Annotated in this window: 17 protein-coding genes and 1 riboswitch; of the genes, 4 read left to right on the plus strand and 13 right to left on the minus strand. The window is 55.7% G+C overall.

Going from position 1 to position 17,255, the window contains the following annotated elements:
• The first annotated feature begins 310 nt into the window (after positions 1 to 310).
• Both F552_RS0115450 and F552_RS0115455 read left to right on the plus strand, forming a co-directional pair.
• Positions 311 to 1,210 carry an acetamidase/formamidase family protein gene (locus F552_RS0115450; RefSeq protein WP_018152666.1) on the plus strand — a complete coding sequence of 300 codons (900 nt, stop codon included), beginning with the start codon at positions 311 to 313 and terminating at the stop codon, positions 1,208 to 1,210.
• Between the two features lie 21 nt (positions 1,211 to 1,231).
• Positions 1,232 to 2,569, plus strand: a complete 1,338-nt coding sequence (locus F552_RS0115455) for an APC family permease (protein WP_018152667.1) — start codon at positions 1,232 to 1,234, stop codon at positions 2,567 to 2,569.
• A gap of 54 nt (positions 2,570 to 2,623) precedes the next feature.
• Here F552_RS0115455 and F552_RS0115460 read toward each other — a convergent pair whose 3' ends face one another.
• The 8 genes from F552_RS0115460 to F552_RS0115500 all read right to left on the minus strand — a co-directional run bounded on the left by F552_RS0115460 (position 2,624) and on the right by F552_RS0115500 (position 10,375).
• Positions 2,624 to 3,442, minus strand: coding sequence for a formate/nitrite transporter family protein (locus F552_RS0115460; protein WP_018152668.1), 819 nt, complete (start codon positions 3,440 to 3,442; stop codon positions 2,624 to 2,626).
• Between the two features lie 118 nt (positions 3,443 to 3,560).
• Entirely contained in the window at positions 3,561 to 4,670 is a 1,110-nt protein-coding gene (locus F552_RS0115465) for a DegT/DnrJ/EryC1/StrS family aminotransferase (RefSeq protein ID WP_018152669.1), read from the minus strand.
• Positions 4,667 to 5,536: a beta-keto acid cleavage family enzyme gene (locus F552_RS0115470; RefSeq protein ID WP_018152670.1), complete on the minus strand. Its 870-nt coding sequence runs from the start codon at positions 5,534 to 5,536 to the stop codon at positions 4,667 to 4,669. The genes F552_RS0115465 and F552_RS0115470 overlap by 4 nt, the downstream gene beginning before the upstream one ends.
• Positions 5,526 to 6,215 (minus strand): acetyltransferase, encoded by a 690-nt coding sequence (locus F552_RS19600; RefSeq protein ID WP_083917531.1) that lies wholly within the window; start codon positions 6,213 to 6,215, stop codon positions 5,526 to 5,528. Before F552_RS19600 ends, F552_RS0115470 begins: the two co-directional genes overlap by 11 nt.
• Positions 6,216 to 6,391: 176 nt before the next feature.
• A complete protein-coding gene (locus tag F552_RS0115480) occupies positions 6,392 to 7,096 on the minus strand; it encodes a glutathione S-transferase N-terminal domain-containing protein (protein WP_018152672.1) in 705 nt (234 codons plus the stop codon).
• 213 nt (positions 7,097 to 7,309) lie between these two features.
• Positions 7,310 to 8,143, minus strand: a complete 834-nt coding sequence (metF, locus tag F552_RS0115490) for a methylenetetrahydrofolate reductase [NAD(P)H] (RefSeq protein WP_026182798.1) — start codon at positions 8,141 to 8,143, stop codon at positions 7,310 to 7,312.
• Positions 8,144 to 8,218: 75 nt separating this feature from the next.
• Entirely contained in the window at positions 8,219 to 9,619 is a 1,401-nt protein-coding gene (gene ahcY, locus F552_RS0115495; protein WP_018152675.1) for an adenosylhomocysteinase, read from the minus strand.
• Between the two features lie 70 nt (positions 9,620 to 9,689).
• Positions 9,690 to 9,753: riboswitch (S-adenosyl-L-homocysteine riboswitch) on the minus strand.
• Positions 9,754 to 9,853: 100 nt separating this feature from the next.
• Positions 9,854 to 10,375 (minus strand): GNAT family N-acetyltransferase, encoded by a 522-nt coding sequence (locus F552_RS0115500; protein WP_018152676.1) that lies wholly within the window; start codon positions 10,373 to 10,375, stop codon positions 9,854 to 9,856.
• A 163-nt stretch (positions 10,376 to 10,538) separates the two neighbouring features.
• On the opposite strand from F552_RS0115500, the gene upp reads away from it, so the two are divergent.
• Positions 10,539 to 11,174: a uracil phosphoribosyltransferase gene (gene upp / locus F552_RS0115505; RefSeq protein ID WP_018152677.1), complete on the plus strand. Its 636-nt coding sequence runs from the start codon at positions 10,539 to 10,541 to the stop codon at positions 11,172 to 11,174.
• A gap of 72 nt (positions 11,175 to 11,246) precedes the next feature.
• On the plus strand, positions 11,247 to 11,864 hold the full coding sequence (locus F552_RS0115510) for a TetR/AcrR family transcriptional regulator (protein WP_018152678.1): 618 nt from the start codon (positions 11,247 to 11,249) through the stop codon (positions 11,862 to 11,864).
• Between the two features lie 21 nt (positions 11,865 to 11,885).
• Here the strand turns inward: F552_RS0115510 and F552_RS0115515 are convergent, their stop codons facing one another.
• The 5 genes from F552_RS0115515 to F552_RS0115535 form a co-directional block, all read right to left on the minus strand.
• Positions 11,886 to 12,704 (minus strand): AraC family transcriptional regulator, encoded by an 819-nt coding sequence (locus tag F552_RS0115515; RefSeq protein WP_018152679.1) that lies wholly within the window; start codon positions 12,702 to 12,704, stop codon positions 11,886 to 11,888.
• A 13-nt stretch (positions 12,705 to 12,717) separates the two neighbouring features.
• Positions 12,718 to 13,323 (minus strand): LysE family translocator, encoded by a 606-nt coding sequence (locus F552_RS0115520; protein WP_018152680.1) that lies wholly within the window; start codon positions 13,321 to 13,323, stop codon positions 12,718 to 12,720.
• Positions 13,324 to 13,489: 166 nt separating this feature from the next.
• Positions 13,490 to 14,452 (minus strand): ABC transporter permease, encoded by a 963-nt coding sequence (locus tag F552_RS0115525; protein ID WP_026182800.1) that lies wholly within the window; start codon positions 14,450 to 14,452, stop codon positions 13,490 to 13,492.
• 2 nt (positions 14,453 to 14,454) lie between these two features.
• Entirely contained in the window at positions 14,455 to 15,555 is a 1,101-nt protein-coding gene (locus tag F552_RS0115530) for an ABC transporter permease (RefSeq protein WP_018152682.1), read from the minus strand.
• Positions 15,552 to 17,078, minus strand: a complete 1,527-nt coding sequence (locus F552_RS0115535) for an ABC transporter ATP-binding protein (protein ID WP_018152683.1) — start codon at positions 17,076 to 17,078, stop codon at positions 15,552 to 15,554. Before F552_RS0115535 ends, F552_RS0115530 begins: the two co-directional genes overlap by 4 nt.
• Positions 17,079 to 17,255: the final 177 nt, after the last annotated feature.

The raw sequence follows: 17,255 nt of genomic DNA on the forward strand, positions 1-17,255 counted from the left end.
TTTGACTATCTGCGCGTACGCCACCCCCTTTTTGCAAGATCACGACGCCTAACCCATCCCCTTGTAGCTTAAAGCGCTGCCAGTCACCGCGTATATACACCACCCCGTCCGGGGACCGGACATCACTTTGCCCCCCCGATAATCCACCAGCTGTTGCAGTATCCGATTAAATCAATCATTTGGATTAAATTTTACTTCTTCTTTTGCGAACTTAGTATACAATCCCCATTCAATTTAGTTCGTTCTGTTTAAGAATTAAATTGAATGGAATGAAAATCGATGTTCATGCCTGTTAAAAAGAGGAGTTCACATGACGGTTTTTGTACAAAAAACAGACAGCGTCTACGCCATGTCGCGCGAAAACCCGGCAGTGGTCACGGTCAAGTCTGGCACTGTGGTACAGCTTGAAACCTGTGACTGCTTTGGTGACCAGATTCAGACCACTGACACGCCTTTTGGCGAACTGGACTGGGGGCGGATCAACCCGGCCACCGGCCCTGTCTATGTGGAAGAAGCCAAGGCTGGCGATGTGCTGTGTGTAGAGATCCAGAAAATTGACGTGGCGCAGCAAGCCGTGATGGTCACCGCGCCAAATCTGGGCGTGACCGGCGACATGCACCACGGTCCGGAAATCCATATTGTCCCCATCACGGACGGCATGGCCCTGTTGCCTGGTGGCGTTCAATGGCCGATCAAACCGATGATCGGCGTGATCGGCACGGCACCCGCCGGAGAACCGGTATCGTGCGGCATCCCGGATGCGCACGGCGGCAACATGGACTGCAAGGTGATTGCCGAGGGGGCAACCTTGTATCTGCCCGTGAATGTGGATGGCGCACTGTTTGCGCTGGGCGACCTGCACGCCGCCATGGGTGACGGCGAAGTCTCGGTCTGCGGCCTGGAAATCCAGGGCAAGGTTACCGTACGCCTGTCTGTCATCAAGGAGCGTGCCCTACCGACCCCGATGGTAAAAACCGCAGATGCCATCTACACCATCGCCTCTGCCAAGCTGCTGGACGATGCCGCCAACATGGCAGCACGGAACATGGCCGGCTTCATTACCCGTCATACCCGGCTCAGTTTGTCAGAAGCCGTCAGTCTGCTGAGTATTTGCGGTGACCTGCAGATTTGCCAGGTAGTCGACCCGCAAAAAACCTGCCGTTTTGCATTACCCCTATCCGTTGCCCGGCAACTGGACATACAACTCTAATCCAATCAGAGGGAGATACTGATGTCGATTGAACAGTTTGGTTACAAACAAGAATTGCACCGGACGCTCAGCGTCTGGGACTTGATGATCTACGGGATGATCTTCATGGTACCAATCGCCCCGTTTGGCGTGTTTGGCGCCGTATGGGATGGTACCAAAGGCATGGTGCCCTTGGCTTACCTGATCGGGATGGTGGCGATGTTCTTCACTGCCATGAGCTATTGGTCCATGTCCAAGGCTTTCCCGGTGGCCGGCTCTGTCTATACCTATGCGCAGCGCGGCATTCATGAAACCGTCGGTTTCTTTGCCGGCTGGCTGATCCTGCTGGATTACATCCTGATCCCGTCGCTGCTGTACATTGTCAGTGCGGCCGCCCTGGCATCCGCCGTTCCGGGTGTACCGAGCTGGGTCTGGATTGTTGCTTTCATCGGCATCAATACCGTCATTAACCTGCTGGGCATTGAGCTGGCAGCCAAAGCCAACCGCTACATTCTGGTGGCCGAAATTATCGTGCTGGCCATTTTTGTGGTCATGGGTTTGATCGCCCTGTACGGCGAGCATGGACACGGCCTGACCATGAAGCCTTGGTATGATCCGGCCAACTTCAGCCTGTCGCTGGTATTTGGCGCGGTGTCGATTGCCGTCTTGTCCTTCCTGGGCTTTGACGGGATCTCTACCTTGTCAGAAGAAAGCAAAGACGGCGTAGACAGCGTGGGCAAGGCCTCTATGTGGGCACTGCTGACCGTTGGCGTGCTGTTCATCCTGCAAACCTGGATTGCCAGCGAACTGGCGGTTGGGCTCAAGTTTACCAACCTGGATACTGCCTTTTACGATACCGCCTCTGTAGCGGGCGGCAACTGGCTGAAACAAGTTACGCTATGGTCTACCATCTTGTCCTGGGGGATTGCCAACGCACTGGTAGCCCAGTCGGCCGTGGCCCGCATCATGTACTCCATGGCACGCGACCGTAAACTGCCATCCATCCTGGCCAAAATCCACCCGCGCTTCAAAACCCCGTATGTCAGTACCTTTGTGGTCGCAGCGGTGTCAGTCGTGGCTGCCGTGTATTTTGATGGCCAGATTGCCAACCTGAGCCGGCTGGTCAACTTTGGCGCCTTGATGGGCTTCCTGCTGCTGCATGTCTCGGTGATCAATCATCACGTGATCCGCAACAAATCGACCGATCTGGTCAAACACCTGGTGTTCCCGGTCATCGGCTTGCTGATCATCATGTATGTGATTTATGAAATGGAATGGGCTGCCAAAGAGCTGGGCCTGATCTGGCTGGGACTGGGTGTAGTGTATTACCTGGTACTGACCAAGGTACTGAAACGCAATGTTGCACTGGGCGAAATCTGATCTTTGCCGCATGCCGGAGGCAACGCCCTCCGGCGCCTCTGCCGCGCCATGGACTTAGACCGGTTCCTGGCGCAGGTAGATCACGTAATACACCAATCCGACCAGCACGCTGCCACCCAGAATATTGCCGAGAATCACCGGCAGCATATTGCTGAAGAACCCACCCCAGGTAATCAGTACCATACCCGATGCCGGCTCCGGCCCTTGGAGCAACATCGCCAGCGGAATAAAATACATATTGGCCACGCTGTGCTCAAAACCCGCCGCCACAAAGGCAGAAATCGGGAAGATAATCACCAGCACTTTGTCTACCACGCTACGGCCGGCCAGCGTCATCCACACCGCCATGCAGACCAGCACATTACACATCACGCCTTTGAAGAAGGCGGTCCAGAACGGCATGCTCACTTTGGCAGTGGCAATCTTCAGGTACTCGTGTGCAATCGCGCCATTGTTCATGTCAGCATGGTGAGACCAGAACACCAGCAATGCCAGCCCCATGGCGCCAATCCAGTTCCCCAGACAGACAATGGTCCAGTTGCGCAGCAACGCCAGTGTCGATATCTTGCGTGCTGCCCAGGCCATCGCCAGCAGGTTATTACCAGTAAACAGCTCGGCTCCGGCAATCACCACCAGAATCAGCCCGAGCGAAAAGCACACGCCACCCAGCACCTGCTTGACGGCAAACCCCAGCGACGCATCCGACCGCACCAGAGTAAAGTACAACGCCCCCAATCCGATGAATGCCCCGGCCAGCACGCTTAGCATCAGCATGGTCAGTAACGGCAGCCTCGCCTTTGCCACCCCGATAGACTCCACCCTGGCGGCAATTTCTTTGGGCGCAAACGCATCAGAACCGAATAATTCAGACATGAGGACCTCGGCTTGGCATCAAGGGAAATAACTATACTCAACAGCATAGACGATTATCTGCGAGATGGCGTGACAATCCCTCAATCATCTGGCCTGCCAGCGAGCATGCTCAGCGCGGCTAGTTATCCTTAATGATGCTGCATATGTCCACAATATCTTCCATCGACAAGTCCGGGTACATTGGCAGACATATGACGTTGTCGGCAACACGTCTGGCATTTGGCATGCCAAACGGCGTGCATGCGGGACGGTCACAATAGGGCGATGCTTCACTGAGCAGTGGAGAAAAATAACGGCGGCTATGGATGTTTTGCCGTTTGAGTTCATGATGCAGCGTGTCACGCGCGCACCGAAAATCTGGGCCCAGCAGAATGGGAAAGTAACTATAGTTGGGCTCGACACCTTCCGGATAGGTCAGAGTAGTCAGGCCTGGCACGCCCTTGAGATGCGTCTGATAGGCCATATGCACGGCCTTCATCCGCGCCATGTTCTGGTCCAGGGCAGCCAGTTGCAATACGCCAATGGCAGCACAGATTTCATTGAGTTTTGCATTGGTGCCGGCACAGGCAATGGTACTTTCATCCACTATGCCAAAATTCCTTAGCAGTGCCAAGCAGTCGTTTGTAGCAGCGGAGTGGCAAACCACCGCCCCGCCTTCAATGGTACTGAAGAGTTTGGTCGCATGAAAACTGAATACCGTGCAGTCACCATGCCGGATGACATTGGGAGACGATCTGACACCGAATGCATGAGCGGCGTCATAAATCACCTTCAAGCCATGCTTGTCCGCTATCCGTTGTATCTCCACGGTATTGCAAGGCACACCAAAACAATGGACGGCCAGAATCGCCCTGGTCTTATCGGTAATGGCACGCTCAATGCAAGCAGGGTTCAGATTAAAACCGTTTGCTTCAATATCCACAAACACTGGGGTACAACCCACCCAGTCAATCGCATGCGCCGTCGCGGCGAAACTGAATGGTGTGGTAATGACTTCACCCGTGATTTCCAATGCCTTCAAGGCCATGACCAGTGCCACGGTCCCACTGGAGGTCAAGGTTACTGGCCCCGCATCCAGATACGCTTCTATCTGTTGTTCAAGTTGCTGATGAAATTCACCCATATTGGTCAAAATGCGGGAATCCCATATGGTTTCAAGATGGGGCAACAACGCTTCTAGCGGCGGTAATGTAGGACGAGCCACATAAATCGGTTTACGCGCTTTCATGATTGACCATCAGCAGTGCTCAGGCCCAAAGACAATCGAAGATCAGTAGCATTTAGCAAGGGGCGTTCCAGTTCGTCAGCCAGGCGCAATACCCGCTTGACCAAATCCACGTTAGAGGCAAATGTTTGCCGTGTACCATCCAGCCAGAGATTATCTTCCAGTCCTGTACGCACACCGTCAGCAAACATCAATCCCAGCATATTAGCCTGTAGCTGAAACTTGCCAAGGCCTGCTACAGAGACCATGCTTGCATCAGGCAATGCCGCCATCAGGCAACCCAGCTCTAACAGGCTGGCTTGTGCAGAGAACATGTTACCCAGCAGGATATTGACATACACAGTACCTTCAACCAGAGTTTCTTTTTGCAAGACTTTCAGGAAGTTGACCATCCCTAGGTCAAATACTTCAATCTCTGGTTTGATCTGCTTTTGCTGCATTTTTTCAGCAAGCTGCCGGATCACGGCGGGCGTATTCACGCTAACGGAATGCGCAAAATTTAACGAGCTCAGGGTCAAGCTGGCCATATCAGGCTTCATGGCCCCATCCAGTTCCAGCACTCGCGACCGGAATTCGAATTCATGTTTTAACCGGCCACTGGTGGTCACGCACAAAACGGCCTGTTTGCCACCCGGCAATGCACGAATGCTCTCGATCAACCGTCCATACACCTCGGGGTCATCCGTCTGGTATTCTTGCGCATCTCTGGCATGCAAATGAAACATTTGCACGCCCAGTTCCAGGCAATGGCCAACATCGTCGATGATTTCATCGTGCGTCACCGGTATATTCGGATTCATGGCCTTGGTTGGCACTATCCCGGTACATGCCAGATTGACGACAAACGGCTTGCCCGGTTCAACTTGCATCTGAGGTCGCCTCCAGCGAGGTTTTGGCAATCTTCCTTGCGGGGTTACCGACATACACACCATCTGGTTCCGTATCGCGCAAGACAACAGCCCCGGCCCCAATTAATGATCTGGGTGCGATCGTCACGCCATCGCGAATAATGGCTCCTAACCCGATAAAGGACTGCTCGCCAATGCTGACGTTACCGCCAGTGACCACGCCGGTTGCAATAAAGCAGTGGTCTTCGATCACATTGTGATGTCCGATATTGGCACCGCTCCGCAACACGACATTCGAACCAAGACGGGCAAAAGACTGGATTACCGCATGTTCGAATACCAGACAATGCTCGCCCATGGGCGTATCCGGAAAATAACTGGCCTTGCGGGAAACATAAGACCCTAGCGAAAAACCCAAGGCTCTCGCCTGCTCGCACAGACTGCGCCGGATGCCATTTATATGCACGCTACCAACCGGAATAATGAGTTCGGGCCGGTTATCAGGGAAAATATCGGCTAGGTCTTCAAATGCATACAGCGGCAAGCCTTCGTGTTGACCTGTCGTGGCATAGGCCTTATTGACGACAAACCCGGCCACCTGTCGGCAGGCATCGTGCGTTAAACCATGCCATACCATGCTCGCCATGGAGCGGTTACCAAAGACCAGCATGTCTTTTGCTGAGGGTAGATTGTGATTCATGTGAATTTACTTCTTGGATAGTTTGATGCAGTTAGGCAGCGGAGCCAATGATAGAGCATTCACTGGCTTCAATCCCGGGGCTTTAACCAAATTAACAATTGCTACACCGCACTATGGCAGCCAGTGCGTTGCAAGTAATCAAAAAAATGTCCTGAGCCAAGGCAGTAAATCGTACTTTATGATTTTTTCCGGTCCGCTTGCCCCTGCCCAAAGAGGATGTCGCGCTCTTTCTCCGACATGGGTTTGTCCCGGCGATAGGCTGGCGTGGTTCCCTCATACGCTCTTATCACTGCTGGCCGTGCCGCCATCTTATCGAACCAGCGTTTCAGGTCCGGATAACGGGTCAAATCCTGGCCATGTGCTGCATATGGCACAATCCATGGATAGCACGCGATATCGGCAATTGAATAGTCACCCGCAATATAGTCGCGCCCCCATAACTGCTCGTCGAGCACGCCATACAAGCGGCTGGTCTCCCGTGTGTAACGATCGATGGCGTAAGGGATTTTTTCAGGTGCATACACGGAAAAGTGGCCATTCTGGCCGGCCATTGGCCCCAAACCCCCTACCTGCCAGAACAGCCATTTCAGCACTTCTGTCCGGCCTCGTAGATCTATAGGGATCAGTTGTTTCAACTTATCTGCCAGATACAGCAAGATGGCACCCGACTCAAATACCGCCAATGGCCCGGCTCCATCCGTCGGTTCATGATCGACAATCGCGGGAATCTTATTGTTGGGCGAAATAGCCAGAAACTCGGGCGAAAACTGATCCCCTTCACTAATATTTACCGGGATCACTTTGTAAGCCAGTCCGACTTCTTCCAGCATGATCTTGATTTTTAAACCATTGGGCGTTTCTGCGTAATACAGTTCAATCATGGGGTATCTATCCCGTCTGTTAATCAGTTACAGCACATCTGTTGCCAACTGCATCAATTGCATTATAGAAACAAAACGCTAGATCCACCGTGAACAAAACCTGACCCTTCATCAAATCTTGCTGAAATGGCAAACAGACGCCATCCCCAAAGTAAAAATGGCAGGCACGTTTGCACGTGTCTGCCATTTCCCGATACAACTGCAGCGGTTTGTTTACAAACCCAAACGCTGCCACACGGTGGATACCAAACCAGCCTGGTTCAGGGTGTAGAAATGCAGCCCAGGTGCACCGCCTTCCAGCAGTTTGTCGCACAGTTCGGTCACCACATCCAGACCGAACGAGCGAATAGACGCCACGTCGTCGGCATAGCCTTGCAGGCGCAGACGCAGCCAGCGAGGAATTTCCGCGCCGCAAACGTCCGAAAAGCGTGCCAACTGGCTGAAGTTGCTGATCGGCATGATGCCCGGCACGATCGGGATATCCACGCCCTGCTCACGCACGGCATCTACAAAGGCAAAATAGGCATCTGCATTGTAGAAATATTGCGTGATGGCAGAGTTGGCGCCCGCGCTGGCTTTGCGTACAAAATTCTTGATATCGTCTTGTGCGCTCTTGGCTTGCGGATGGTATTCCGGATAGGCGGCCACTTCGATGTGGAACCAGTCGCCGGTTTCCTCACGAATGAACGCCACCAGTTCGTTGGCGTAGCGGAACTCGCCGGCCACCGCCATGCCCGATGGCAAATCGCCACGGAGCGCCACGATATGGCGGATACCGTCTTGCTGAAAACCTTTCAGCAGCTCACGGATACCGTCACGGGTACTGCCGATGCAGGACAGGTGCGGTGCAACGTTATAGCCTTCGGCCTTGATCTCGCGCACGGCACGCAAGGTGCCTTCTTGCGTAGAACCGCCAGCGCCATAGGTGACCGAGAAGAAATGCGGATTGTACTGGGCCAGCTGGCGACGGGTGACGCGCAGTTTTTCCATGCCTTCGTCCGTCTTGGGCGGGAAAAACTCGAAACTGTAAACACGTTGTTGGGTCATGATAACTTCCTTGCCAGCGGGCAACGCATGTTGGCGCTGCCCGCCTGATGACATTTCACCAATGCTAGCGGTGCCTTAGTAGCGGTAGTGCTCTGGCTTGTAAGGACCTTCCTTGTTCACGCCGATGTAGCGTGCCTGGGTATCGGTCAGCGTGGTCAGTTTGGCGTTCAGCTTTTTCAGCTGCAAACGGGCCACTTTTTCGTCCAGATGTTTAGGCAGCACATACACACCCACCGGGTAATCGGCGGTACGGGTGAACAGCTCGATCTGGGCGATGGTCTGGTTGGCAAATGAAGAACTCATCACATAGCTTGGGTGGCCGGTAGCACACCCCAGGTTCACCAAGCGGCCTTCGGCCAGCAGGATGATGCGCTTGCCGTCCGGGAAGATCACATGGTCAACTTGTGGCTTGATGTTTTCCCAGGTGTACTGCTTGATGGAGGCAACATCGATTTCGTTATCAAAGTGGCCAATGTTACAAACGATGGCCTGGTCCTTCATGGCCTTCATGTGTTCATGGGTAATCACGTGGAAGTTACCGGTACAGGTCACAAAAATGTCGGCCTGTGAGGCGGCTTCGTCCATGGTCACCACACGGTAGCCTTCCATGGCAGCCTGCAAGGCACAGATCGGGTCAACTTCGGTCACCCATACCTGGGCAGACAGTGCACGCAGCGCCTGGGCAGAGCCCTTGCCTACGTCACCATAACCAGCCACCACGGCTACTTTACCGGCAATCATCACGTCGGTTGCGCGTTTGATGCCATCCACCAGCGATTCGCGGCAGCCGTACAGGTTGTCGAACTTGGATTTGGTGACCGAGTCGTTCACGTTGATGGCCGGGAATTTCAGCTCGCCACGTTCGAACATCTGGTACAGGCGGTGCACGCCGGTGGTGGTTTCTTCGGTCACGCCCTTGATCTGGTTCAAACGGGTGGAGTACCAGGTCGGGTCTTGGGCCAGTTTGGCCTTGATGCTGGCAAACAGGAAGGTTTCTTCTTCGCTGCCCGGGTGGTTCAGCAAAGAAGCGTCTTTTTCTGCACGAGCCCCCAGATGCAGCAACAGGGTGGCGTCGCCGCCATCGTCCAGAATCATGTTGGCCTGTTCGCCTGGCCATTCAAAAATCTGGTGGGTGAAGTTCCAGTAGGCTTCCAGTGATTCGCCCTTGTAAGCGAACACCGGGATGTTGCTGGCCGCAATGGCAGCAGCGGCATGGTCTTGGGTAGAGTAGATATTGCAAGACGCCCAGCGCACATCGGCCCCCAATGCCACCAGGGTCTCGATCAGCACGGCGGTTTGGATGGTCATGTGCAGCGAACCGGCGATACGCGCGCCACGCAAAGGCTGCTGGCTGGCAAACTCTTCGCGAATGGCCATCAGGCCGGGCATCTCGGTTTCGGCAATACGGATTTCCTTGCGACCCCAGTCGGCAAGGCTCATATCGGCAACTTTGTAATCAGTAAAGGTAGCGACCACAGTGTGAACTCCAGACAGTGTGGCCGGACAGGGAGGGCATGCTCACCCACCCCCGTGACCGGCACGGGTTAACAGGTGAGCGCAGTTTGAATGCGAGCCTAGGGCGTAAAAAGCCTTGCAGCGCTCCTCGAATGCTTCGCATTATAGCGGAAAATTCCAAGGTTTTCAGTAGTTTGGCGGTACAACACGCCATCATCCGATCAAGACATGCCGGCTTGGCCGCCAGAGGCGGGGTCACGAAAGCGCCAGCACCAACAGGTGATCGGTCTGGACATCCTGCCCCACCGTAAACGGAATCAGCCCTGCGGATGTAAAGCCTGACTTCTGGTAATAGGCGATGGCCCGCGGGTTCTTCTCCCACACGGTCAGCCACAAATGACTCGCCCCTTGTGCCATTGCCGACTGCTTGGCCGCATCCAGCAACGGTTGGGCCAGCCCCTTGCCCAGCCAGGGGCGGTCAAGATAATAGCGCGACAGATTCAGCGCCCCTGCCGGTACAGCCGGCGGTACCGGCTTGCGAATCAACTGGGCAAAACCCGCCAGTTGCGCTGCTGCGTACAGCAGCAAAAAGACATGATCCGGGTCGGCCAGCTCTGCTGCGACTTGTTTGACATCAAAATGGGTCCGGATGTAATGGTCGGTATCTTCCGGCGTGTTCAGATGCGCGTAAGTATCCACAAAGGTACGCCTTGCCAGATCGGCCAGTACCTCGGCATCGGATACCGTACCCAAACGGATCACAGGGGTGATGTGCATGACAAACCGCCAGTTCAATAACAAGACGAACCCAAGTATACGGGCCGGTATCTTCCGCCTCAACCCGTCACCTGCCCGCCATTTGCATCAAACATCCCACGCTGCGGCAACCTCATGTAAAATACACTGACCATTTGGACAGGATTTCTGCAGGAGACATTCGATGGGCATCCATCTCGTTGCACACCCGTTGGTTCAACACAAAGTTGGCCTGCTGCGGGAAGCTGATATCAGCACCAAAAAATTCCGCGAACTGACCAACGAGATTGGCCGTTTGCTTGCCTATGAAGCCAGCCAGGATTTTGCGCTGGAAACCGTCACCATCGATGGCTGGTGCGGCCCGGTGGATATCCAGCAGATCAAGGGCAAGAAGGTCACGGTGGTACCGATTCTGCGCGCCGGCATTGGCATGCTGGATGGCGTACTGGACATGATCCCCAGCGCCAAGATCAGCGTGGTGGGTTTGTCGCGCAACGAAGAAACCCTGCAACCGGAATCTTACTTCGAAAAGTTTGTGGGTAGTCTGGACGAACGCATGGCGCTGATCATCGACCCGATGCTGGCCACCGGCGGCTCCATGATTGCCACCATCGACCTGCTAAAGCGTGCGGGTTGCAAGTCAATCCGGGCCCTGGTGCTGGTCGCCGCACCAGAAGGCATCAAAGCGGTGCAGGATGCGCATCCGGATGTCGCTATTTACACCGCAGCCATTGACTCGCACCTGAACGAGCACGGCTATATCATTCCGGGCCTGGGTGATGCGGGTGACAAGATTTTCGGGACCAAACAACACGGCTAAGGCAGTTGACTGCCTGGCCGTGACAGGTCGGCCGAACCGCTTTAGAATGCCCGCCTTCCAGTGGAGGATTACATGCCTGTTGCCGTTGTCAAAGTAAACCCGGTCGTTGCATTGCTGGCCAGTGCAGAGGACGTTTTTGCCCAGAAAGGCTACGAAGGCGCGACCACCGGCCTGATTGCCAAACAGGCGGGCATTCCCAAAGCCACACTGCATTACCACTTTGGCACCAAAGAAGAACTGTACCGTCAGGTACTGCACAGCGTGTTTGACGAGTGGCATCAGGCGGCCGTCAAGTTTGATGAAACCGACGATCCGGCCACCGCTCTCGAAGGCTATGTCCGCGTCAAGATGGCGCTGTCCCGCACCCGTCCGCAGGGTTCCAAAATCTGGGCTCAGGAGATGATTGCCGGCTCCCCTCACCTGATGGATATCCTCACCAACGAGGTCAAACCGTGGTTTGACAGCCGTACCGCCAGAATCCAGCAATGGATTGATGACGGCAGAATGGCTACGATTAATCCGCAAGCCCTGATGTTCATGATCTGGGCCACCACCCAGCATTATGCCGATTTCGAGACCCAGATCCGGGTCATGACCGCACAACCCGCCCTGGACAAAGACTGGTTTGATCAGGCCACCGACGATGTGGTGGCGCTGGTATTGCGGGCGGTGGGACTGGCAAACCAATAGCCAGCTACCACGGCATCTAACCTACCCCACAAACGATTGCTGATAATGCTTGGGCGTGGTCGCCAGACGTCGTTTGAAATGCCGCTGGAAGTGGCTCTGGTCCGCAAACCCCAGTTGCTGCGCCACTGCGACAATCGATTCTCCGTTTCGCAACAAATGCTTGGCCCGGTTAATGCGCTGGTCCAGCTGGTAGGCATGCGGCGTTTGGCCAAACCGTTGCTTGAAACTGCGGATCAGATGATAGCGGCTAATACCGGCTACTTCGGAAATGCTGTCCAGTGACAGGTTGTCGGTCAGCTGGTCCATGATCAGCTCGCGGGCCTGGCGCAGGTTCGGCGCAAGTTGCAGGACCGGCGAATCGCCCATCTGTGTAAAACCGTGTGTCATCAAGAAATGGATCAGCTGCGATTCAGCTGCCAGCGGGTTACCTTCTTCCAGCAAGGCCGCATACAAGGCATTGAAGTCGGCTAGCGCCGTACGGCTGGTCAGGCTGGTTCTGGAAAATGGCATATAGTCTTGTGCCCCAGCTTGCCCGGTTTCCTGTTGCAATCGGGCCATCCAGGCGGTCTCCACAAACAGCATGCGATAAGACCAGCGTTGCCCACGGTCCGGATTACAGGCATGCGCCGTTCCCGGGTTGATCAGCACCGTCATGCCCTGATGAATCCGTTGCGGCGTCCCATGATTGGTATAGCAGGCTTCGCCTGCATCGATCACGCCAAAAGAAAACTCGTCATGCGTATGGGTATCGTAACAGGCGGCAGAATGGTTGGCACGGCGCAACTCCACCACCGGCAAACTGCTGCTACGCTTGAAATACAATGCATCGTTATGCGGCATTCACCCGCCCCCTTCAGCCATGACCTACCCAGATTGACACCACCGATCCCGCCAGCGCCAAGCCCATCCCGCCATTAAATGCGCGCTGCCATGCTGGCGTTGCCAGCCATTGCCTGATCATACGCCCAACCATTGCCCATGTGGCAACCGAGACAAAACAAACCACGCCCGAGATGCTGCAGAATAATGCCAGCAACACCCAGCGATGCACATCAGCCGCGACAAACAGGCTGACGCCGGACATGGCGACCAGCCAGGCTTTGGGATTGAGTGCCTGCACCAACCCGCCCTGCCATATGGTCGGCACCGGCATCGCCTGATCCCCTGTAAGCTCGGCAAAAGGCGCAAACACAATTCTGACCGCCAGGTACAGCAAATAGACAGCGCCCATCCATTGCAGCACCTGCGACCATTGTGGAAAACGGATTAGCAGCTGGTTCAGGCCGCTCCCCGCCAGCGCCACGATCAGCACGTAACTGAGACTTGCTCCCAGCACATGCGGCATGGCACGCAGAAAACCGGCACTGGCGCCGACTGACGTCGCAATCAGGTTCACCGGCCCGGGTGAAATGGCACCCGTCAGGGCGAACAGAAACATGGATAACCAGAGCGCAGACATGACATACCTCATCAGATAGGGAATGAGGCCAGTGTAGAGACTGCAGTAGACGGGGTATTGAACGAAATTGCGGTTTGATTGTGACGGGTAATCCTTACCCCGTTGCGTCAGACCACGTACACATGCCCGCGATGGCGGGCGTGTGTACGTATGCAGCAGCAGCGTTCTAACGCGATTTCACGAACGGTACGCCAATCGCTTTTGGCGCGGTGGCCCGGCCGACAAATCCGGCCATCAGCAGCACGGTCAGCACGTAGGGGATGACCTGGATCAGTTGCGAAGGTACTTCGCCCACCATCGGTAGCGAGACACCTTCCAGACGGATCTGGATGGCATCAAAGAACGCAAACAGCAGGCAACCGATCACGGCCGGCACCGGACGCCATTTACCGAAAATCAGCGCCGCCAGCGCCAGGAAGCCCTTGCCGGCGGACATCTCGCGGATAAAGCCACCTGTCTGGTAAACCGACAGGAAGGTGCCCGCCATGCCGCACAGCAACCCGCCCCAGAAGAGCGCGGTATAACGGATTCGGGCCACACTGATGCCGGCGGTATCAGCGGCGTGGGGGTTCTCGCCAACGGCACGTACACGCAGGCCAAACCGGCTGCGGTAGATGAACCAGGTCACGACCGGGATGATGATGAAGGTCAGATAGACAATGATGCTATGCCCCGAAATCAGGTGGCTGTAGAACGGGCCGATGAACGGAATATCGCGTACGGCATCAACACCCGGCCAAGCGATTTCGTGAAAACGCATGTCGCTTTCCAGCTGCGGGGAGTTCCCACCTTGCTGGAACCAGGCCAGGCCCAGCACGGGTGTCAGACCGGAGGCAATGATGTTGATGGCCATGCCGGAAATCAGCTGGTTGCCGTTGTAGGTGACCGAGACAAAGGCATGCACCATGGCCAGCGCAACGGCCACGCCCATGCCGGCCGCCATGCCCATCCAGGGGGAATGGCTGATATAGGCCACCGAGGCCGAGGCAAACGCAGCGGCCAGAATCTTGCCTTCCAGACTGATATCGACCACGCCGGAGCGTTCGGAAAACAAACCGGCCAGCGAAGCCAGCATCAGGGGCGTGGCGGCCCGCAAGGTTGACTCAAGAATACTGAAGAGGAGATCCATGGTCATGGTTTCCTTTTGAAGAGCGGCGCAATAAACGGCTCGAACAGGTTTTCAAGCGCACCGCAGAACAGGATGATCAGCCCCTGGATGAAAATGATCATCTCGCGGGTGATGTTCGGTTTGTCCAGCGACAAATCCAGCCCGCCCTGGGTCAGCGCACCAAACAGCAAGGCCGACAGCACAATGCCCACCGGGTGGTTACGCCCCATCAGGGCCACGGCAATGCCGACAAAGCCGATGCCGTTGGTAAACGTCATGTTCATGCGATGGGTAGAACCGAGAATCTCGTTCACCGCCGCCAGCCCGGCCAGCGCCCCCGCAAAGCACATGGCGACAATCACTACCTTGCTCACATTCATGCCAGCAAAACGGGCGGCCTGCTCGTTGGTGCCCACGGTACGCAGCTCAAAACCCCATTTGCTGTGCCACACCACCAGCCAGAACAGCACGCAGCAGATCAGTGCAATGAACAGACTGGCATTCAGCGGGGTGTTCGGCAAGGTCAGCCCCAGCCAGCCGCCCATCTGCTGCATGGACGGCATCCATGACGCTTCGGCAAAGGCGCGCGTGGCCGTATTGGTGCCGCCTTTTTCCATCAGCACACGGTTAAACAGGTACCCCATCAGCGCAGCGGCAATGTAGTTGAACATGATGGTCGTCACCACGATGTGACTACCGCGCTTGGCCTGCAGATAGCCCGGCATGAAAGCCCAGGCGGCACCGAACAGCATGGAGGCCATGATGGTCAGCGGTACCATGAACACGGCGGGCATGAAACTGTCGAAAGCGTAGCAAGCAAGCGATACCCCCAGCCCGGCAATATAGACCTGCCCTTCCCCGCCGATATTAAACAGGCCGGCATGAAAAGCCGCGGCAACCGAGAGACCGGTAAAAATGTAGCCGGTGGTATAAAACAGCGTGTAGCCGATGCCTTCGCCATAGCCGAATGCGCCGCCTACCAGCAGTTTCAGGCATTCCCACGGGTCTTCGCCAATCAGCCATACCACCAGCCCGGTAATGGCCAGCGCCGCCAGCAGGTTCAGTAGTGGTAAAACACTCAGCTGCGCCCAGCGGGGCAGCGTGGACGGTTGTCCGAATTTCAAGATTGTACCCCTCCCATCAAACATCCCAACCCGGTGGCGGTGGCTTCGTGTGCCGGTACTTCACCGGTAATGCGTCCACCTGCCATGACCAGAATGCGGTCTGACAACGCCAGGATTTCATCCAGCTCGACCGACACCAGCAAAATCGCCTTGCCTTCATCGCGCAGCTTCACCAACTGCTTGTGAATCAGCTCGATGGCACCAATATCGACCCCGCGGGTGGGCTGTCCCACCAGCAATACATCCGGATTACTGTCGATCTCGCGCGCCAGTACCACCTTCTGCTGGTTCCCGCCGGACAACTGCCCGGCACGCAGCAGAGGGTTGGTCGGGCGGATATCAAACTGCTGGATAAAACGCTTGGCTTTCTCGATCAATGCGGTGCGGTTGTATAACCAGCCTTTCTGGATATCCCTATCATGGTGATACCCCAGAATGCTGTTTTCGAAGACAGAGAAGGTCTTGACCAGCCCTTCCCGTGAGCGGTCTTCCGGAATATGGGCCACACCTTTTTCCCGCAGGATGGACGGTTTGGGGCGGTGTCCTTTCAGGCGAAACAGGTCTTCGCCCTTGAACAGCATTTCCCCCTCGCTGGCCGGTAGCATGCCCGCCAGCACTTCCAGTAACTCGCTCTGCCCGTTACCGGACACCCCGGCAATGCCGACGATCTCGCCAGCACGCACCTGCAGGTTGATGTCTTTGAGCAGTTCCACGCCCCGCTTGTCTTTCAGCGACACATGGCGAACGTCCAGCAAGACCTCGCCCGGGGTCCGGGTCGACTTTTCGACTTGCAGGTTGACCTTGCGCCCGACCATCAGATCGGCCAGGTCTTCTTTGTCCACATCGGCCGTCATCACGTTACCGACCACCTCGCCGGCGCGCATGACCGTGACCCGGTCGGTCACATCAATCACTTCACGCAGCTTGTGGGTAATGATGACCACCGTTTTGCCCTGATCCCGCAGCGCGCGCAGGATGCGGAACAGGTGGTCGGCCTCCTGCGGTGTCAGCACGGCGGTCGGCTCGTCCAGAATCAAGACTTCGGCACCACGGTACAGCGCCTTGAGAATTTCCACCCGCTGCTGCAAACCCACCCCCAGTTGCCCGACAATGGCATCCGGGTCCACTTCCAGACCGTAATCCTGATTCAGCTGTTTCAGATGGATGCGTGCGGCGTCCAGACCGCTTTTCAGCGTAAAACCGCCCTCTGCCCCCAGTACGATGTTTTCCAGTACGCTAAAGTTGTCGACCAGCATGAAGTGCTGGTGCACCATGCCGATCCCCAGACGGATCGCATCATGACTGTTACGGATATGCACCGGCTGCTGGCGCACCTGGATGTGGCCGCTATCCGCCTGGTAGTAGCCGTAAAGGATACTCATCAGGGTCGATTTACCCGCACCATTTTCACCGATAATGCCGTGAATGCTGCCCTGATAAATGGTCAGGCTGACATTCCGGTTGGCATGCACGTCGCCAAACCGCTTATCAATGCCGGTCAGTTCGATGGCAATCTCGGCCATGGAATCTTCCTTAACAAAATCTGTGTGATGTTCTAACCATAGCAAGCAAATGCCGGTTTGTCCGGCTCGCTACCTGCTTGCCATTGTCCGTCTGCTGCCTGCACGCGGCCAAAAAGCAGTCGCCATATAACAAGAGGCGTCCTGCACTTTACGTGCAGGACGCGCTTATGTACAACC

This window comes from Leeia oryzae DSM 17879 (assembly GCF_000376945.1).
Classification (GTDB): Bacteria; Pseudomonadota; Gammaproteobacteria; order Burkholderiales; family Leeiaceae; genus Leeia; species Leeia oryzae.